The organism is Catenovulum sediminis (assembly GCF_007289895.1).
Lineage (GTDB): Bacteria > Pseudomonadota > Gammaproteobacteria > Enterobacterales > Alteromonadaceae > Catenovulum > Catenovulum sediminis.
Window position 1 is genome coordinate 3467602 of sequence record NZ_CP041660.1, and the last position, 19492, is coordinate 3487093.

Here is a 19492-nt window from a genome sequence, read left to right on the forward strand (position 1 = left end):
AACAACGAATAGTTACTGATATCTAATGGGAAAATCACTTGTAATTGTAGAATCTCCAGCCAAGGCCAAAACGATCAATAAGTATCTTGGTGAAGATTATGTAGTAAAATCGAGCGTTGGTCATATTCGCGATTTACCAACTTCCTCCAAAGGGAAAACAGCGAGTAAACCGGGTGTTACTAAAAATATGACACCAGAAGAGAAAGCCGCTTATAAAAAACAAAAAGAAAAAGCTGCACTTGTCGCCCGCATGGGGGTTGATCCTGAGCACAACTGGCAGGCTGAATACGAAATATTGCCCGGTAAGGAAAAAGTCGTTGCTGAGCTGCAAAAGCTGGCCGAAAAAGCAGATACTGTTTATCTCGCAACGGATTTGGATAGAGAAGGAGAGGCGATTGCTTGGCACCTGCGTGAAGTCATTGGCGGCGAAGATACAAAATATAAACGCGTTGTCTTTAACGAAATTACCAAAAAGGCGATTCAAGCCGCGTTTTCAACACCTGATGATTTAAACATAGACAGGGTGAATGCGCAGCAGGCTAGACGTTTTTTAGATCGTGTTGTTGGTTTTATGGTTTCTCCACTGTTGTGGAAAAAAATCGCCCGCGGTTTATCTGCAGGTCGGGTGCAATCTGTGGCAGTGCGCTTAGTTGTTGACAGAGAGCATGATATTAAAGCGTTTGTACCTGAAGAATATTGGGAAGTTAAAGCGGATACGCAAACGTCTGATGCAACCGCGCTAAAATTAGATGTTAATAAACATCTCGGCAAAACATTTAGGCCAACGAATAAAACAGAGACAGACAAAGCGTTAGCCGAAATGAAACAGGCTGACTTTGTGGTAAGCGACTGTGAAACAAGGCCTACTTCTAGCAAAGCGAGCGCGCCTTTTATTACATCAACTTTGCAGCAGTCTGCCAGTACCCGTTTAGGGTTTGGCGTTAAAAAGACCATGATGCTCGCGCAGCGTTTGTATGAGGCGGGCCATATTACTTATATGCGTACCGACTCGACCAATCTAAGTGCAGAAGCTGTAGATGCTTGCCGCCAGTATATAGAATCTGAACTGGGCGAAAAATACTTACCTGATGCACCGGTTAAATATGGTAGTAAAGACAATGCACAAGAAGCGCACGAGGCAATTCGCCCATCAGTGGTAACAGTGACAGCCGATAGTTTAGATGGCGTTGAAGCGGAAGCTAAGCGATTATATGATTTAATTTGGCGACAGTTTGTCGCCTGTCAAATGACGCCTGCTAAATATAAAGCCAGTACTATCACGGTCAAAGTGAATGATTATGAATTGCGGGCGAAAGGCCGCGTCTTGGTTTTTGACGGGTGGACTCGTATTCAGCCGCCTGCGGGGAAAAAAGGTCAGGAAGATCAATTGTTACCCGAAGTGTCGGTAGGGGATCAGCTTAACTTAATTAAGTTAGATCCTAAACAAAACTTTACCAAGCCACCTGCCCGTTACAGCGAAGCTGCATTGGTTAAAGAACTTGAAAAACGAGGAATTGGCCGGCCATCAACGTATGCAGCCATCATAAGTACCATTCAAGATCGGGGCTACGTCAGGCTTGAAAATAAGCGTTTTTATGCCGAAAAAATGGGTGAAATCGTAACCGGTCGATTGTTGGATAATTTTAACGATTTGATGAGTTTTGATTTTACCGCGAATATGGAAAAGCATCTGGATGATATTGCTAACGGTGATTTACGTTGGCATGCGGTATTAGATCAGTTTTACGACGGCTTTAAAAAGAAATTAGAGCTGGCTGAAAAAGATCCGGATGAGGGTGGCATGAAACCCAATCAACCGATACCGGTTGATATTGATTGCCCTGAGTGTAGTCGCCATATGACGATCAGAACTGCGTCCACCGGTGTGTTTTTAGGTTGTTCTGGTTACGCTTTGCCACCAAAAGAGCGGTGCACCAAAACCATGAATTTGACTTCGGGCGAAGAAGCGGTGGATGCCAATGATGAAGAGGCAGAAACCAATGCGCTGCGTGCAAAACGGCGTTGTCAAAAATGTGGTACAGCGATGGATAGCTACTTAATTGACACTGAGCGAAAACTGCACGTTTGCGGTAATAATCCAAGTTGTGATGGCTACGAAATTGAAAAAGGTCAGTTTAAAATAAAAGGATATGACGGACCTGTTATTGAATGTGATAAGTGCGGCGCAGAAATGCAGCTCAAAAATGGACGTTTTGGTAAATATTTCGGCTGTACGGCAGAAGAATGTAAAAACACGCGTAAATTGTTAAGAAATGGCCAGCCTGCGCCACCAAAAGAAGATCCAATTCCGCTACCCGAATTAGAGTGTGAAAAATCTGATGCTTATTTTGTTTTAAGAGATGGCGCTTCAGGTATCTTTTTAGCAGCGCATAATTTCCCTAAATCAAGGGAAACCAGAGCACCTAAGGTAAGCGAATTAAAACGTTTTAAAGATAGATTGCACGACAAATTTAAATACCTAGCTGATGCACCTGAAAAAGACCCGCACGGCAATCCGGCAATTATTAAATTTAGCCGGAAAAACAAAGAGCAATATGTCGCCTCCGAAATGGACGGTAAAGCCTCAGGATGGATTGCGCATTATATTGATGGTAAATGGGTTGAAGATGCGTCTAAACTAAAAAAAGCAAAATAGCTTAGAATCCGTTGACCTTTGGTGTACAAAAATGGTTTCCAAAAGATCAACAGACCATAGCTACTTAAATTAGAAAATTCACAGATAATAAAAGCCAGTGCATTATGTCACTGGCTTTTTTTATTTGACGATAAGAAAAATTCGAGAATTGATTCGTAGAACAATTGTTTGGTCTGTAATTATTGCTCCTTTGCGGTAGTACTAATCGCTAAAGGTATGCGTGGTTGTAAATATTTTTCTATTGACTATGAATTAATGTTGGTTAGTATGTGAATAATTGAATTTAAGTGTGAAAATTATTTATGCGTTTTTTGAACGGGTTATACAAGTATTCATTGGTTTTACTGGTGAGTTCGGCAATCGGCTATTTGGTTGCATGTACTAGCCAAACTAAGGTTGAAAACGCGGCAGTTAGAGGACAACAATCAGCATCACGAATCAACAAACCAAATGTGATTTTGATTTTTGCTGATGATATCAGTGCGCGTGAATTTGAAATATATAAATCATCGAAATGGTCTGGTTTTAGAGGGAAGACAGTCAATGATCCTGACAAGCTGGCAAAAACACCTGTTCTAAATCAAATTGCTGAGCAGGGGGTGTACATTGAAAATGCTTGGGCTGCAACCGTCTGTTCGTCCAGTCGCGCGATGATGATGACGGGTCAATATGCATCAGAGCATAAATGGTGGCACAATAAAGATTATGGGCAGATAAAAGAGGGCAATAAAATGCGCTCTGTCCGTTTATACGAAACTTCTCCTCTACAAATTGGACACATAGCAAAAAAGGCCGGCTATAAAAGTATTTGGGTCGGGAAAACGCAAATGGGGCATTCTACTGATCATGCTCTGTATGGATTCGATGAAGGGGTATTTACACCCGGTATCAATTACCCTGAGTTATCGCCGCATACCAGTTTTGGTGTGTTGGCGAAAAAAATCAATGGTAAACGTGTTCTATATAACAATGATTCAGGTGATGCATTGAAAGAGTGGGGGTATGTGCAGCAGCCTTGGTACTGGATGCCTAACGTACAATTGATGAATCATCCTAACGCAAAAAGCAGTTTAGAGTATTGGCCGAATACCAAAGAAAGCATTAAAAACTTTGGTGTAAACAGTTATGGGCCAGATATCGAGCTGGATTTTATTTTCGACTTTATGGAACGACAACATAAAGCCAATACACCATTTTTTGTTTACCACACAACACATTTAGGACACGATGCATTTGACTATTTAAACCCTGAATCTAAAGATAAATGGCCTGGCACACCTAAAATAAAATGGGATGGTAAGCAGTATCATAGGACTGAACCTAATATCACAGGCTCTAAAGGAAACTACGAGCTAAACGGTAGCGTAACAGAAAGCGGCATTGATACGCATATTGAATACCTCGACTATCAAATTTGGCAGTACTTAAATAAACTCAAAGAAATGGGCATTGAAAATGATACCATTTTAATTTTCACCGCCGACAACGGAACAAGTGGGTATGGTAAACACGTCCATCATAAGCAGCGGGGTACCCATGTTCCACTGGTTATTTATGCTCCGGGTGCAAAAATGACAAAACAAGGTAAACAGCCTATTATTGCGTCAATTGCCGACATAATGCCTACTTTAGCGGATATCGCTGGGGTCAGTATCCCTGACGATTACCCTGTTGATGGCGTCTCTTTATGGCCATACTTAACGACCAATAAAAACAAACACAGAGATTGGATTTATGCTTACAAAAAAGATTTAACATTAATACGTGGTCATAAAGTCATGAAAGATGGTGATGATGTTTGGTGGGACGTAAGCCAAACGCCTGATGATTTAGATAGTTTCAGCAAAATAATGGACTGGTCTGCAGTCTCCGAAGCTCACCGAGCTGAGCGTGATAAATTGAAATCTGTTTTACCTAAGTATGATATTTATCATACGGAACATGATCCGGTCATTAAATAAGCTAAAATTTTTTCGGCTGGAGCCACCTTTTGAAGCACCGCTTATTATCTGTTGCTAATAAGCGGGTTTGCCAATTAATAGATCAAGCTATTAGAAAAATTTTTATTTTACGTAAAACGGAAAGTTGGCGTTTCCAACTTTACCGCGTCCATCATACACGTATGCGTAGAGTCGGTAATCACCTTTTTCAGCCGGCGTTTTAAATTGAATCTCATTACCTCTATTTTCCCTTATATCCAACTTTAAGGTTTCAGGCTCTTGCTCAAACGCACCACCTTGACTGCGCACGTCCACTTCTTTTTGTAAAACCCATTTATACTGCAGCTCGTCACCATTTGGATCTTCAACCTCAATTTTTGCCGTATATGTGTCTTCAGTAGATAAATAGACGCTGTCACTAGCAGGTAAACCGTTCAGGGTGATGGATTTTACAAGTGGTGCGCGATTGTCTGGGTATTCACCTGCCCAATATAAGGTCATTTCATCTACGCGCGCGGTAGCTGACCCATCTTTATTAAACAGACCATACCAGGTAGGCGTGCGTTCTTGTTTTTGTCCCCATAAAAACACAAACGAGCCTATTTGTTGACCACTGTTTTCTTGTGTTATACCCAATTTTATACGCTGTGCTAAACCGCTTGCTTTAGGTCCACTGGGTTGCTCTATTTCTCTTCCCCATTCAGTTGATGGCATTTCCCAATGACCGACCGCTCCATACTCAGTGATCATGTAAGGCTTATCAACTTTAATCGCGTTGATAAGTTCAGGCATCTTTTGCAAATCCTGGTATACCTGGACCGAAATGAAATCTACTTGAGGTGTGTATTTAAGTGCAGTATGAATGTGAGAAGGTTCAACGCCTGCAAAAGTGTAGGTAACCGGGTGATTTTGATCAACGGCATGAATGTAATCGATAATATCACTGACTGCCTGATAGACTTTAGGGTTTACATGGCCCATAGAGCCATCTTCTTCAATCAATAAGTTTAGCTCGTTGCCCGCGACCCAAGCGAGGATATTCGGATGGTTTTTATATTTATCTATGATTGTTGTAACTTTTTCAAATTGGGCTTTTACCGATTTTTCGTTATTGTAATCAAAACCATGTAACTCTTTTTCGATATCCAGACCAACCAGCATCATTAAACTATATTTTTCCGCATATTTTAGCTGCTTTTCAATATCATCTGTATTCCACGTTCTAAATGTATTGCCACCTGCTTGAGCTAAGGTTTTAAAATACATTTCATTGCTTGAGCCTATGCCAGCACCTTTAATTTCGTATGGCTTGTTATTTACATACAATTGGTATTTATTACTCTGCTTTTTGATTTTAACCTTAGCAGGTTGCCAAAATTGCGCAGCATTTTTATCTGAATCAATTTCGTCTAAATTTAAGTGGGATTGCTGGTTTTTTTCACTGCAAGCTAACAAAGTAAAAATAAAAAATGTAGTAGCGGTAATTTTTATCAAAGGTTTCACAACTGGTCCTCTTATTTTGGTTTAACCATGCAATTTCTCTATAGCGAAACAGGAATGAGATGTAAGCGCTATCATTCTGCCATTATAAACATAGCACACTTTGAATCATCTTGTTGTTTAGCCGTGCGAGAGTCAGAAAAAATAAAAAGTGAAGTGAAAAAAAATGAAGTGAAAAATGAAGTTTAAAAAACAAAGCCGGAACAATACCGGCTTTGTTATCGTTTACTGATTATTTTGCGTGACGTTCTTTTAGTTTATTAATGACGTCATTTAATTCAAGATCCATGGATTGCAACAATACAGTTAAGTGATACAGCAAATCTGCCGATTCACAAATAAGTTCATCCTTATCGCCAGAGGTTGCAGCTAATGCCACTTCAACACCTTCTTCACCAACTTTTTGCGAAATTCGCTTAACGCCTTTTGCGTATAAGCTAGCTGTGTAGCTTGAATTCGCATCAGCACCTTTTCGGCTGGCGATGACATCTTGCAAATCAGATAAAAAGCTTAAATCTGGTTGTGCATTATCAGCCCAACAGGTTTCAGTTCCGGTGTGGCAAGTTGGCCCAACTGGATACGCGAGGGCAATTAAGCTGTCTTTATCACAATCTACAGATATTTCTTTTAGCTTCAGGTGGTTTCCTGATTCTTCGCCTTTGGTCCACAGTCTTTGTTTACTGCGACTATAAAAGGTCACTAGTTCAGTTTTAAAGGTTTTTTCCAAAGCACTTTTATCAGCATAGCCTTGCATTAATACCTTGCCTGAAAAAGCATGTTGCACAATGATTGGTAATAAACCATCCTGCGATTTATTCCAAGCTAAATCGTTGATATTTTCAGGGGTTACTAACAAGGTCTTATCTCCACATTGTTATTTATTAAGGTTTGTTTTAGCTCATCCATCGCAATAACCGCTTTGTGGAATACACTTGCCGCCAATGCACCGTCGACGTCAGCTTGCTGAAAAACATCAATAAAGTGTTCAATTGCACCGGCACCACCTGATGCAATCAAGGGCACAGTACAAACAGCGCGCGCTAATTTTAATTGCTCAATGTCATAGCCTTGACGTACGCCGTCTTGGTTCATACAGTTTAAAACAATTTCACCTGCACCCATTTCTTGAACTTTTTTAATCCAGTCCATCGTTGTCCACGCTGTTTTTTGCGTGCGTTTTTCATCACCGGTAAATTGGTAAACTTCGTATTGTCCAGTTTCTTTGTTAAAAAACGAATCAATACCAACAACAACACATTGTTGACCAAATCTTTTATTTAACTCTGAAATTAACTTTGGGTTGGCTAGGGCAGGTGAGTTAATTGATATTTTATCTGCACCCATCTCTAAAATAATCCGTGCATCTTCGATGGTTTTAATACCACCTGCGACACAAAATGGAATATCTATTTTCTCGGCAATGCGTGTAACCCATGCTTTATCGACCACACGGCTATCGCTGGATGCTGTGATATCATAAAAAACCAGCTCATCTGCACCCATTTCGGCATATTTTTCTGCTAATGGAACGATATCGCCGATGATTTCATGGTTGCGGAATTTAACACCTTTTACCACTTTACCATCACGCACATCTAAGCAGGGAATTATTCGCCTTGCCAGCATTTAATCGCCTCCTCAATGGTAAACTTCCCTTCAAGTAAAGCGCGTCCTAAAATGACACCACTTACTTTGCTCGGTTTTAAAGCCGCTATATCGGAAAGCTGACCAATACCACCTGATGCTTGCCAATGGATATTTGGAAATTGTTGAACTACTTCAGTATATAGGTCGATATTTGAGCCCGATAACGTGCCATCTTTGCTGATATCGGTACACAAAACGTGCTTTATACCAACGGATGCGTAATCGGCAAGTAAATCTTCTAGTTTAACGCCTGAGTTTTCTTGCCAACCATGGGTCGCAATCCATTTATTGCCAGCTTCATCAATATTAATATCAAGTGCCAGTACAATATGATTAGGCCCGTATATATCAACCCACTCTTTAACCAGTGCCGGTTGTTTGACCGCTAAAGAACCAATCACAACACGCTCTACACCGGCTTCTAATAATTGCTCTACGTCTTTTTTGCGACGAATGCCACCACCTGCTTGAAAGCGCATTAAGCCGGTATCAACCATTTTTCTTATCAAATCTAGCTGACGCTTTTCTGTATCTTTAGCCCCTGTTAAATCAACAATGTGTAACCACTTTGCGCCACCTTTGGCATAACCGGTTAAAACATCGACAGGATCCAATTTGTATTCCGTTTTTTGGTTGTAATCGCCTTGATATAAACGAACAACTTTACCATCTATTAAATCAATCGCAGGGATGATCATGATTTCATCTCCAAGAAATTTTGAATGACGCGTGCTCCCGGTTTGCCTGAACGTTCAGGGTGGAATTGCACACCGTAAAAATTATCTTTATTTAAACTTGCCGAAAATGTTTGACCATACTCACAAGTTGCTATCGTGAATTCTGAAGGGGCAACGCACAGACTATGCACAAAATAGAAATAATCTTGTTTACCGATGCCTTCAAAAATTGGGCAGTCTTTTATTTCACTTAAAGTGTTCCAACCCATGTGTGGTAAGCGTAAACCATCTGCTTTAATAGGATTAACCTGACCTGGAATTAGATTTAAACAAGCGACATTACCCTCTGCAGAAAACTCTGTCATTAGTTGCATGCCTAAACAAATGCCGAGTACCGGCTGAGTTAACTCACGTACTAATTGCGGAATTTGTTTATTTTCAATTATTTCCATGGCAGCACCCGCAGCACCCACACCAGGCAAAAACACTTTATCTGCAGCGCGAATTTGTTCGCCATTATCTGTTACAGAGACTTTATATCCTAATCTTTCAATACCAAACTTAAGTGAAGATAAATTCGCACAACTGGTATCTATAATGACAACGTCCATTAAAGAACCCCTTTGCTACTGGGTAACTCTGTACCTTCTATACGTATCGCTTGACGCAATGCGCGTCCAAACACTTTAAATAAACTTTCTACCTTATGATGATCATTATCACCATTGGTTGAAAGGTGCAGGGTAATTAACATGGCATCAGATAAAGAGCGGAAAAAGTGCGGTACCATTTCTGTCGCTAATTCACCTACTTTTGCATGGGTGAAATCCGCTTCAACTTTACAATATGGACGGCCAGAAATATCAATTGCGCATTGCGCTAAACATTCATCCATTGGCAAACTAAAACCAAAACGACCTATGCCTCTTTTATTACCCAGCGCTTCTTTTAATGCCATACCTAATGCCAGAGCTGTGTCTTCTACAGAGTGGTGATCGTCGATGTGCAAATCACCATTCACTTGAATATTCATGTAGAAACCGCCATGCGTGGAGATTTGGTCTAACATGTGATCAAAAAATCCAACGCCTGTACTGATATCTGCTTTTTGCTGTTTATCCAGATTTACTTCAACTTTTATTTGAGTTTCACTGGTGTTGCGCTCAACAGACGCCGTTCTGGCTTTTACCGTTAACGTTTCGACAATATGATCCCAGTCTATACCCGGCTGACCATATTGGAAACCTTGAATACCCATATTGGCAGCCAGTTGCATATCTGTTTCTCGATCGCCAATAACATATGAGTTTTGAAAATCGACTTTGCCTTGCTGCAAATAGTCGCTAACTAAGCCTAATTTGGGTTTGCGGCAGCTACAATCATCCGTTGGGAAATGAGGGCAAATTAAAACATCATCAAACTCGATTCCTTGAGAGGTAAACAAGTCCATCATTTTTTGATGCGGCAGCTCAAAGTCAACAGTTGGGAAACTGTCTGTACCTAAACCATCCTGATTGGTGACCATAACAAAACGGTAGCCGGCAGCTTTTAATGTTAACAATGCCGGTACTACATTTTTCTCGAAAACTAATTTTTCTAAAGAATCCAATTGAAAATCTACAGGCGGCTCAGCAACCAATGTGCCATCTCTGTCAATAAAAAGTATACGTTGTCTACTCATGTTTGGTTAACCTTTAAACTCATTTAAAACAGACAGTAAAGCATCTGTTTCTGCTTCTGAACCAACAGAGATTCTTAAACTGTTGTCCAACATAATTTGGCTTGAATAATCTCGAATTAAGATGCCTGCTTCAACTAATGTTTGAAACAATGCTTTTTTCTTTTCAGTTCGAAACATAATAAAGTTTGATGCACTTGGAACTTGTTCGTAAACATATTCCAATTTTTCCAGTGCTTCAACGATGCGTTGTTTTTGTACCATCGTTTGCTGCAATTGTTGTTGCATTCTAACTAAGCCGGAATCGGGCTCATTTGCTGAAAGTGCCTGGACTGCAATTTGTGCAACGGGCCAGCTGATTGGGTAGGGCGGGATCACCTTACTCATAGCCTGAATAATATCGGCATTGGCTAAAGTGTATCCACATCGAATACCGGCAAGGCCAAAGGCTTTAGACATTGTCCGCATGACAGCAAGATTGTCATACTCATTGAGCCAGCTAGCCACCGAAGTTTCAATGGCATATTCTATATATGCTTCATCGACGGCAACAATTGCTTGCCCTTTAAAAATATCTAATACGGCTTTTAGTTGTTGAGGCGCAACTAGGCTACCTGTCGGGTTATTGGGTGAGCAAATAAAAACCACTTTAACCTTGTCTTTGGCCGCTTCAATTGCAGGTAAATCCAGCGTAAAGTCACTATTTAAAGGGACTTTTTTTACCCTAATATTACAGGTTTGCGCGCTGATTGCGTACATACCATAGGTGGGTGGGCAGATTAATATTTGGTCGTCATCTTCACAAAAGGTGCGGATCAATAGCTCGATAGCTTCGTCCGCCCCTCGACTGGCTAAAACCTGTTCTTTTTCAACTTGAGCATAATCAGCATAAGCTTGTATTAAGCTGGCTGGTTGAAAATCAGGGTATCTATTGAGCACCGAGCAATCCAACTGATATTCGTTAGCGTAAGGTGATTCGTTGGCATTTAGCCAAATTCTACCGCCAGACATGCTGCGCCGCGCCGATGCATACGGAACTAAATCGCGAATATTATTCCGGGTTAACTTTTCCGCTAGACTCATGTTATTTTTCACTGTTTAAATTTGTTAGTTTATCTAATCTGACCGCTACTGCATTTCTGTGTGCTTCTAAACTTTCTGCACTTGCCAGTGCCATAATAGCCGGACCAATCGCTTGTAAACCTTGTGCTGTTAGTTCTTGAACCGTATATCGTTTGCTAAAATCCGCTAAGCTCAAACTGCTATAGGTTTTAGTATACCCATATGTGGGCAATACGTGGTTTGTCCCACTTGCATAATCACCAGCTGATTCGGGCGAATAGGCACCGAGGAAAATTGAGCCAGCATTTTCCAGCTTTGGTAATAGCGCTCGCGGATCTTGCGTTTGTACAATTAAATGCTCGGGTGCGTATTCATTGCTAACCGCTATCGATTGTTCTATCGAATCTGTGACGATAATTCGGCTGTGTGATAACGCGCCGCTGGCAATATCTTTGCGTGGTAACTTTTCTAACTGCTGCAAAACAGCCTTTTCACACGCTTTTGCGTGATTTTCACAACTGGTGACCAAGATTACTTGTGAATCTTTACCGTGTTCAGCCTGAGACAGCAAATCCGCAGCAACAAATTCCGGATCTGCTTTATAATCAGCAATCACTAAAACCTCAGACGGGCCTGCAGGCATATCGATTGCCGCGCCATTGTGGTCCTGACTAACTTGTTGTTTTGCTTCGGTCACAAAGCTATTGCCCGGACCAAAGATTTTATTTACTTTTTGAATGCTTTGTGTGCCGTAAGCTAATGCTGCGATGGCCTGCGCACCACCTGCTAGATAGATTTCGTCCACACCGCATATTTTTGCAGCGTAGCGAATCTCTGCTTTAATTTTACCGTCTTTACCCGGTGGTGTGGCCAAAACTAATCTTTTGCAGCCAGCTATACGAGCGGGTGTCGCGAGCATTAATACTGTTGACGGCAACGGCGCTGTGCCACCAGGAATATATAAGCCAACGGCGTCTATCGGCTGAGTGTGTAATTCACATACCACCCCAGGTGTAGTTTCTACTTTGATAACCGGCGCTATTTGAGCTTCGTGAAAGGTTTTAATTTGCTGATGCGCTAGTTCAATCGCATTTTTAATTTCGTCGCCGAGTTCTGAGGCTGATGATGCAATTTCAGCTTGAGATACTCGCAATGTATCTAATTTTAATTTATCGAATTTTTCGGTAAGTTCGTATAAGGCTTGATCGCCTTTAGCGCGAACTTGCTGAATAATGTCTTGTACCAGTGTTTTTAGCTTTTCACTATCACCAAGTGCCGGACGCGCTAAAATAGACGACTTTTCTTCTGCGCTTAAATTATTCCAAACAACTGTCTTCATTATTTAAACTCCACTTACAAACGTCCGTTCAGGACTTGGCTATATACATCTTTTAGCTGACTGAGTGAATCTTCGACAAATCGAAACGCATCATCGCGTTTATAACTATCTGAAGGTGTCCAATAGCGGGTTTTCAAACTATACGGACGCAAACCCCTAATCGCATCTTGCTGGCTACAGAAAATATCCATGATATCGGGTTTGTTGATCCAGTTATCACCTAAATTTTCTTGTAAAGCGTGGTACCAAAAGGAGAATTGGATCAAACGTTCTTGCTCGAAATAACCTACAGGCTGCAGCTTATCTAACAATTGAATTAAACCTTCATCACTCTTTTTGTTATATTTGTAATAATCTACAACATATAAACTCTCTGACAGAAATAATGGCGCACCCAGTAATACTAAATTTTTGCGTCTTAAGGTTGAACCTGTTTGCACAATTTCTAAACCAACGTCTCCGGTTTCACTGTCATTGACCGCATCTTCTACATCATGCACGGGTTCAATATTCAGTTTAGGATAGGTTTTGTGAACTTTTTCAGCATATCTGCCTTTTACAAAAACACGGTTTTTATGGTGTTCAAGATGCTGCAGGTAATCTTTTGGATAGTTTGCAGATACATCGTCTTTTGGTTTTTGTTTAGCGATTAGGAAAAAGCCAACCATATCCTGAACTTCACGAGAAACCACATCATTATAACGGGTCAACATTGCTGAGCCTGCGATACGTACTTTGTGCTCTTTTTTTAAGTTGTAGTTGTACATACCCCATTTAGTTGCAGATGCGTTTAATGAATTATGGGTGACAGCCAACAATTCATCTAAACCTGCAACAGCGATATCAGCTTCGCCTAAGCCAACCAATGAAGAACAGTTGTGAGGCTCGTCACCTTCAATTCGTACATTTAGATTATCAATTTTGACATCTGCACCTAAAAATCCAACTCGATAGGGGCGTTCTTCTCGCTTTCTGTCAATAAACAAGCCGAGGTGATTCGAAATTTCTTGATTTTGGAGCTCATCTAAATAGGCTTTAGCTAGATTATAGTTCTGATTTTTATGCTTTTTGCCTGCTTTTACGGCGCTAATCAAAGCTTTTGAATCAACCAAGCCATCTGCTCGGGTATTCAGCTTTTGGATAAAGTTCTCGAATGTGCGACCACTTCGTGGAATTGCCATAACAGCGTCGTAGATTGACATCTGTTGTTATCCTTTCTTCTTTAAAAATTAATACGAACTGAATCAAAGGACTCAAAAAAGGCCGTAATTATACGGCATAGTTATCAAATTGTCCGTTGTTCATGATAAAAAAACCACTGATTTAATACAAAAAAGCCCCCGGATGTTACCTTCCGGGGGCTCATTTTATTAAAAATATTGATTTCCGAAAGGCAAATAAAGCGCCCCCGGTATACTCGAAGGCTACTTATAATGAAATAGATGGTGATGATTTGCCTGCAAGTTAGTCATACTTATAACGCTCTTTAATCTGTGACAGATAATATTTTAAAAATGAAGATTTATGACACGAAAAATATCCTAAAGCGTTTCAAAAATCAAGCGCTAATCTTTTTTTCAATATTAACAGGTAAACGAATATAAAATTCAACTCCCGCACCTTCAAGTGAGTTGCACAACAACTCGCCTGCTAATTTTTCTTCAATAATGGTCTTAATAATTGGCATTCCAAGGCCGGTATTGCCCTCACTGCGGTTCGTCGTAAAATAAGGGTCAAACATTTTTTCTTGATTTTGTTGTGAAATGCCCAAGCCGTTATCACGGTACAGTATCAATACTTCATCATCTCCACTGGCGTAATCAAAAAGTGTTAGCGTAATATCACCAGATCCAATGTTTTTAAAGCCATGAGAGAGTGAATTATTAACAAGATTTATGAAAACTTGGCTTAATGGTCCGGGATAGGAATACAACTCGACATTTTCCGAAATATCCAGTTTTACTTGGTGTTGAGTTTTTTTCAATTTGGGGTGCAGTGTATTGAGAGTATCTTGAATTAAGGTTAACAGTTTAAAGTGTCTGAGTTGCTCGCTGGTTTGATCAACTGTAATTTGTTTGAAGCTTTGGATCAGATTTGTTGCACGTTGAATATTCGATTCGATTAACTCAAAGGTTTCTTTTGACTCTTGTTGATACTGCGTAAGTGCGTTTTTAGTCAGCTTATTGGTTTGAGTTTTATCTGTAAGCTGCTCCAGCGATTGTTGCATATGGCTAATGGCCGTAACGCAAATGCCAATAGGTGTATTGATTTCATGGGTAAATTCAGGAACTCGGTTTGCGATATCGGCCATTTGTTTGTGTATGAGCATTTCGTCTTGATAATAAGCCATTTCACTAATCGCATTTGCAGTAATGTCGGCTGAAAAACTCAGTTCAGATTTGGCTTCAGTTAATTCACTTAAGCTACGTTCAAGTTGCTGTTGTGTGTTGATTAAGTGTTCAATATTGAGTAGCAAACCATACATAAATTTGTCACCCTTAGCTGAGGTGTAGGCATTACCTCGCAATTGCACCCAGCGCCACTTCTTGGGCGCAAGCATTTGTCTGTACTCGGCGCAAAAGCTATTCTCTTTGCCAGCTAGAAAGTCCTTGAATTTTTTTTGTAATTGTTCAATGTCGTCAGCGTAAACCCAAGTTTTTAAGTGTTCTTCACTTTCCCAATCAAGCGTGGTGACGGGCGTTGGTGACAAATTAGCATCGTAGTAAACTAATTCTCTGTTTTGTAAATCAAGGCGCCAAATTTGTTCATGGTTTTGCGAAAGGGTTTCATATAAGCAGAGTAAAGCGTGATGATAGTCTTTATATTGTTTGTGCCTTTTAGAATAAAAATATATGACAGCACCCAAAATGGTTATCAGTAGAAGTATTGTGAACAATAACAGCAAAATCGAAACTGACACTTTAGGCCCAACTTTTAATCACTAAAACTAATTAGTAAGTGTAGTGCTAGATATTCAATCTGACAATTTGCAGTGTCATTTGACTTATTTTGTTTAAAGAAACGTGTGCAAATTGCCTGTTTAGCGCATTTAATCCTCTAAGCGGCTTTAAACACGACAGCTGTAATTATTGTAATTAACACCTATCTAGTATCTATCTAACATCTATCGGCAGTGGTTTGTTAAACCTGCTCAATGTATTGATTTTTAGTGGGCGCTTCACTTGATTTCATTGGTGCGCTTGTTTTATCTTTTCAATGGTTTGTAGCTTTGCGATATTCATTTGCTCTTTAAGTGCAAGGCCTGTGTAACCTTGCTCTAAAAACGGTTTTGCTTTTATTTTCAAAACAGCGTCCGCTATTTGCTGCAAATACTGAGACTGTGGGTAAGGGCGCTTTTCAAAACCGGTCCTACCTCTAAAGTCAGCTTCACTGACGTTTAAAATTTCGGTAAATCTTTCAGGCTTGCGCCATAAATCACAGCTATCAAACACTTTTAAAATAGTACTGGCTTTTAACTCAAAAGCTTTATGAACATGGCAGTGAAATTCACTGACCAGCATCGCTAAATCTTTAAATTTGTTTGGGATGACCAGACGTTGCACGAGTTTCTTTATAACTTGAACGCCGCTTTTTTCATGGCCATGATGTGATGGCCACTTATCTTTTGGTGTTAAGCCTTTACCTAAATCGTGGACGAGGGCGGCAAATCTAATTCTGATATCGTCCGTTTGGATAGATGCTTGCTCTAATACCATCATGGTATGGATACCAGTATCAATTTCTGGGTGCCATTTCGCTGGGTTGGGTACACCCCAAAGTACATCTAATTCAGGCAGGATAACTTTTAACGCGCCACACTCTCTAAGTGTTTGAAAAAATATCCAAGGTGATTTGCAAGCTAATGATTTTTCTATTTCAAGCCAGATGCGCTCGGCCTGTAAATTGGATAATTCACCTTGTTTAACCATAGTTTCCATTAGCGTCATGGTTTCTGGTGCAATTGTAAAACCTAAATGTGCAAAACGAGCGGCAAATCTGGCCGCTCTTAGCACGCGCAACGGATCTTCGATAAATGCGTCAGACACATGCCGAATGGTTTTGCTTTTTATATCTTGCAACCCATTAAAAGGGTCGATAAGTTGACCCTCGGCATCTTGAGCAATGGCATTTATAGTTAGGTCTCGACGCTTTAGGTCGTCTTCTAGCGTAACATCTGAGGAGCTATCGCAGACAAAACCTGTATAACCTGCCGATACTTTGCGTTCTGTTCTGGCAAGCGCGTACTCTTCTTGTGTTTTCGGGTGTAGAAAAACAGGAAAGTCTTTGCCTACTTGTTGATAGCCGAGCGATTTCATTTTTGATTCACTGCTGCCAACGACAACCCAATCCCGATCTTTAACCGGAATATTTAATAGTGCATCGCGGACTGCTCCACCTACCAGAAACACTTTCATATAATCAATCGCCCCTTGGAATTTGTTGGTATCCAACTTACTATAGCGCCAACACACATTACATCTGAAATAGGTATTATGTACAAAGGATTTTTTGGTCTCAAGGAAATCCCGTTTTCAATTGCGCCAAATCCAGACTATTTATACATGAGTGAAAGGCACAAAGAAGCCCTTGCACATTTAATGTTTGGCTTACATGAAACCGGCGGTTTTGTTTTATTAACAGGTGAAGTAGGTACCGGAAAAACAACGGTTTCCCGCCGTTTGTTGGCACAAATTCCTGAACAAACTCAGGTTGCTTTTGTACTCAACCCTAGTTTATCAGAATGGGAGTTGTTGGCTTCTGTTTGTGATGAATTTAATATTAAATACGATAAAGAGAATATCAGTATTAAAGCACTTACTGATGCAATTAAAGGTTATTTACAAACTCAGCACGAAGCTGGAAAGCGTTGTTTGTTAATAATAGATGAAGCACAGCATTTACGTGCTGAAGTGTTAGAACAACTGCGACTTTTAACAAATCTAGAAACTAATACTCAAAAGTTATTGCAGGTGATTCTCATTGGTCAACCTGAGCTGCAGGCTCTATTGAAGCGAAAAGAGCTTAGACAGCTTGCGCAAAGAATTACTGCACGCTATCACTTACTACCATTAAACAAAGAGCAAGTGGCTTTTTATATTAATCATAGGATGAATATCGCAGGTTGTAACAAAGCGATCTTTACCAAAAAGGCAGTTGATTTAATATTCAAAATTAGTGGTGGTATTCCAAGAATTATCAACCTGTTATGTGACAGAGCTTTGATGGGCGCGTATGTTAAAGAGCAACAGAAAGTGGATGCTACAATTGTCAAAAAAGCCGCACAAGAAGCACTCGATTATGAGCAACCAGTGGGCTTTTTTTGGCAATCGGATAAATTTAAATACAGTGTTGGTGCAGCGACTCTGACAGCTATCCTGTTAGCCGGAGCGTTCTTTTATATTACTCAGCCAGAGCTAACAGACGAACCCATCTCTAAAGTACAACTGACGGGTAAGCCTTCCCTTGTTGGATTGCACAATTCAGGCGCAGGCAATCGCTTACAAACGCCAGACACAATTGACACAGTTAAAAACGATATTCATGTTGCGCTGGCCAATTTATCCACATTATGGAAAGTAGAATATTCGGCACCCGCTCAAGATTTTTGTGAAAACTTAACAACCTATGCATTAAAATGTGAAAAATGGAAAGGTGATGCGGGCACACTGGTTGCGTTAAATATACCTGCAGTCATTGAATTGTATGAAACCAGCGGAAAAGTTTTTTATGCTTTGTTGTTAGGGGTTTCTGAGGGAAATTATACTATCCAGTTAGCAGAACATAACATTGAGGTAAGCGAAAAATGGTTTGCTCAACGCTGGAGAGGGCAAGCTTTATTGATCTGGCAACCACCACATAATTTACTTTCTCAAGTTGATTTTGAGTCTGATAAAAGCGAGATCCAGTGGTTAGATACAAGTTTATCAGCCGTTTTGCAAATGCCACGTAGAAATGTAGAGCAATTTGATGCGACTTTAGCAAATAAACTGAGCCGCTTTCAAAATCGTTATAATTTACCTTTGTCACCATATGCAGATAAAGACAGCTTAATTCTTTTGCAGCAACTTTTATTATCAAATGTGCCTAAGTTGGAAAGGGGAGCTTAATGTCATTTTTGTTAGATGCTTTAAATAAAAAAGATAATAATATTGGGTCTCAAGATTCGCTGTATGCACCAGAAAGCAAAGCTGATATTAACTATAAGTTTCCGGCTATTGTGTTAATTGTGCTAATGAGTCTGGTTTTGATTGGCTTGGTTTTTTATATGGGTTTTTGGCTGGCGAAAAAAACTTCAAGTCAAGTTGACAGGGAAAATTCACCAACACCTGTGGTAGAGTTAAATCAGCCTAACATCCAAATTAAACAGAAACATACCGGTGTTGAAGCACAAAATGCGGATCTTGCGAATCAGCTTACTTTAGCGCAATTAGATTTTAGCACACAACAAGCATCTAAAGACAAAGTGCGCGTAGATGATGTGCCGGCCAAACAAGTAGAGCCTAATGAAAGTGCAAAAAAGGTTAGTAGTAAGACTGTTGCGAATCAAGAAGCTGGTGATGGTAGTACTGATGGTAGTAGTGATGGTATCAGTCAAAACATTAACCTAGCAGCTGCTAACAAAACGTCTGAAGAAGTGAGGGTTGATGCGGTTGACGATGCATTACTGGCTAAATTTAAATTAGCTGTGTCAGAGACCATGGCAATGTCTGATGAAGAAATTAAACGTCAGCCAGCAAAGCGTGCTAAGGTTCCGTTTTTAACTGAGTTGTCACCCGCATATCAAAACCAAATCCCGGCTTTGAATTTTCAAACGCATATTTATTCAACAGAGGCAAAGCAGCGTTGGATTAAAGTAAATGGCCGCATTATAAGGGAAGGACAAGCAATTTTAGACGGGCTTGTGGTCGATGCTATCGCACAACAGCATGTTGTTTTACAATTTGCAGGCCAGCAGTTCATGCTGCCGGCCTTAACAAATTGGTAAGTTGAATC

15 protein-coding genes are annotated in these 19492 nt (G+C 40.3%); 4 read left to right on the plus strand and 11 right to left on the minus strand.

Features of this window, described 5'->3' with window-relative positions:
* Positions 1-25: 25 nt before the first annotated feature.
* The gene (gene topA, locus FNT16_RS14680; RefSeq protein ID WP_143872283.1) at positions 26-2656 is read left to right on the plus strand and encodes a type I DNA topoisomerase; all 2631 of its coding nucleotides are present in this window, start codon (positions 26-28) and stop codon (positions 2654-2656) included.
* Positions 2657-2958: 302 nt separating this feature from the next.
* A complete protein-coding gene (locus FNT16_RS14685; protein WP_143872284.1) occupies positions 2959-4617 on the plus strand; it encodes a sulfatase-like hydrolase/transferase in 1659 nt (552 codons plus the stop codon).
* Between the two features lie 102 nt (positions 4618-4719).
* Here FNT16_RS14685 and FNT16_RS14690 read toward each other — a convergent pair whose 3' ends face one another.
* From FNT16_RS14690 to FNT16_RS14740, 11 genes are all read right to left on the minus strand, one after another.
* Positions 4720-6099, minus strand: a complete 1380-nt coding sequence (locus tag FNT16_RS14690; protein WP_143872285.1) for a glycoside hydrolase family 2 TIM barrel-domain containing protein — start codon at positions 6097-6099, stop codon at positions 4720-4722.
* 229 nt (positions 6100-6328) lie between these two features.
* Positions 6329-6952: a bifunctional phosphoribosyl-AMP cyclohydrolase/phosphoribosyl-ATP diphosphatase HisIE gene (hisIE, locus tag FNT16_RS14695; RefSeq protein WP_143872286.1), complete on the minus strand. Its 624-nt coding sequence runs from the start codon at positions 6950-6952 to the stop codon at positions 6329-6331.
* A complete protein-coding gene (gene hisF, locus FNT16_RS14700) occupies positions 6946-7722 on the minus strand; it encodes an imidazole glycerol phosphate synthase subunit HisF (protein ID WP_143872287.1) in 777 nt (258 codons plus the stop codon). The genes hisIE and hisF overlap by 7 nt, the downstream gene beginning before the upstream one ends.
* On the minus strand, positions 7704-8441 hold the full coding sequence (hisA, locus tag FNT16_RS14705; RefSeq protein ID WP_143872288.1) for a 1-(5-phosphoribosyl)-5-[(5-phosphoribosylamino)methylideneamino]imidazole-4-carboxamide isomerase: 738 nt from the start codon (positions 8439-8441) through the stop codon (positions 7704-7706). Before hisA ends, hisF begins: the two co-directional genes overlap by 19 nt.
* A complete protein-coding gene (gene hisH, locus FNT16_RS14710; protein ID WP_143872289.1) occupies positions 8438-9031 on the minus strand; it encodes an imidazole glycerol phosphate synthase subunit HisH in 594 nt (197 codons plus the stop codon). Before hisH ends, hisA begins: the two co-directional genes overlap by 4 nt.
* Positions 9031-10101, minus strand: coding sequence for a bifunctional histidinol-phosphatase/imidazoleglycerol-phosphate dehydratase HisB (gene hisB / locus FNT16_RS14715; RefSeq protein ID WP_143872290.1), 1071 nt, complete (start codon positions 10099-10101; stop codon positions 9031-9033). The genes hisH and hisB overlap by 1 nt, the downstream gene beginning before the upstream one ends.
* Positions 10102-10107: 6 nt before the next feature.
* Positions 10108-11181, minus strand: a complete 1074-nt coding sequence (gene hisC, locus FNT16_RS14720) for a histidinol-phosphate transaminase (protein ID WP_143872291.1) — start codon at positions 11179-11181, stop codon at positions 10108-10110.
* A gap of 1 nt (position 11182) precedes the next feature.
* Positions 11183-12499, minus strand: a complete 1317-nt coding sequence (gene hisD, locus FNT16_RS14725) for a histidinol dehydrogenase (protein WP_143872292.1) — start codon at positions 12497-12499, stop codon at positions 11183-11185.
* A 14-nt stretch (positions 12500-12513) separates the two neighbouring features.
* Positions 12514-13701, minus strand: a complete 1188-nt coding sequence (locus FNT16_RS14730) for a hypothetical protein (RefSeq protein WP_143872293.1) — start codon at positions 13699-13701, stop codon at positions 12514-12516.
* Between the two features lie 356 nt (positions 13702-14057).
* A complete protein-coding gene (locus FNT16_RS14735; RefSeq protein ID WP_185976608.1) occupies positions 14058-15209 on the minus strand; it encodes a PAS domain-containing sensor histidine kinase in 1152 nt (383 codons plus the stop codon).
* A gap of 478 nt (positions 15210-15687) precedes the next feature.
* Complete coding sequence (locus FNT16_RS14740; protein ID WP_143872295.1) at positions 15688-16914, minus strand: multifunctional CCA addition/repair protein; 1227 nt, start codon at positions 16912-16914, stop codon at positions 15688-15690.
* A gap of 78 nt (positions 16915-16992) precedes the next feature.
* Between FNT16_RS14740 and FNT16_RS14745 the strand changes: the two genes are divergently transcribed.
* Both FNT16_RS14745 and FNT16_RS14750 read left to right on the plus strand, forming a co-directional pair.
* Entirely contained in the window at positions 16993-18606 is a 1614-nt protein-coding gene (locus FNT16_RS14745; RefSeq protein ID WP_143872296.1) for an AAA family ATPase, read from the plus strand.
* A complete protein-coding gene (locus FNT16_RS14750) occupies positions 18606-19484 on the plus strand; it encodes a general secretion pathway protein GspB (RefSeq protein ID WP_143872297.1) in 879 nt (292 codons plus the stop codon). Before FNT16_RS14745 ends, FNT16_RS14750 begins: the two co-directional genes overlap by 1 nt.
* Positions 19485-19492: the final 8 nt, after the last annotated feature.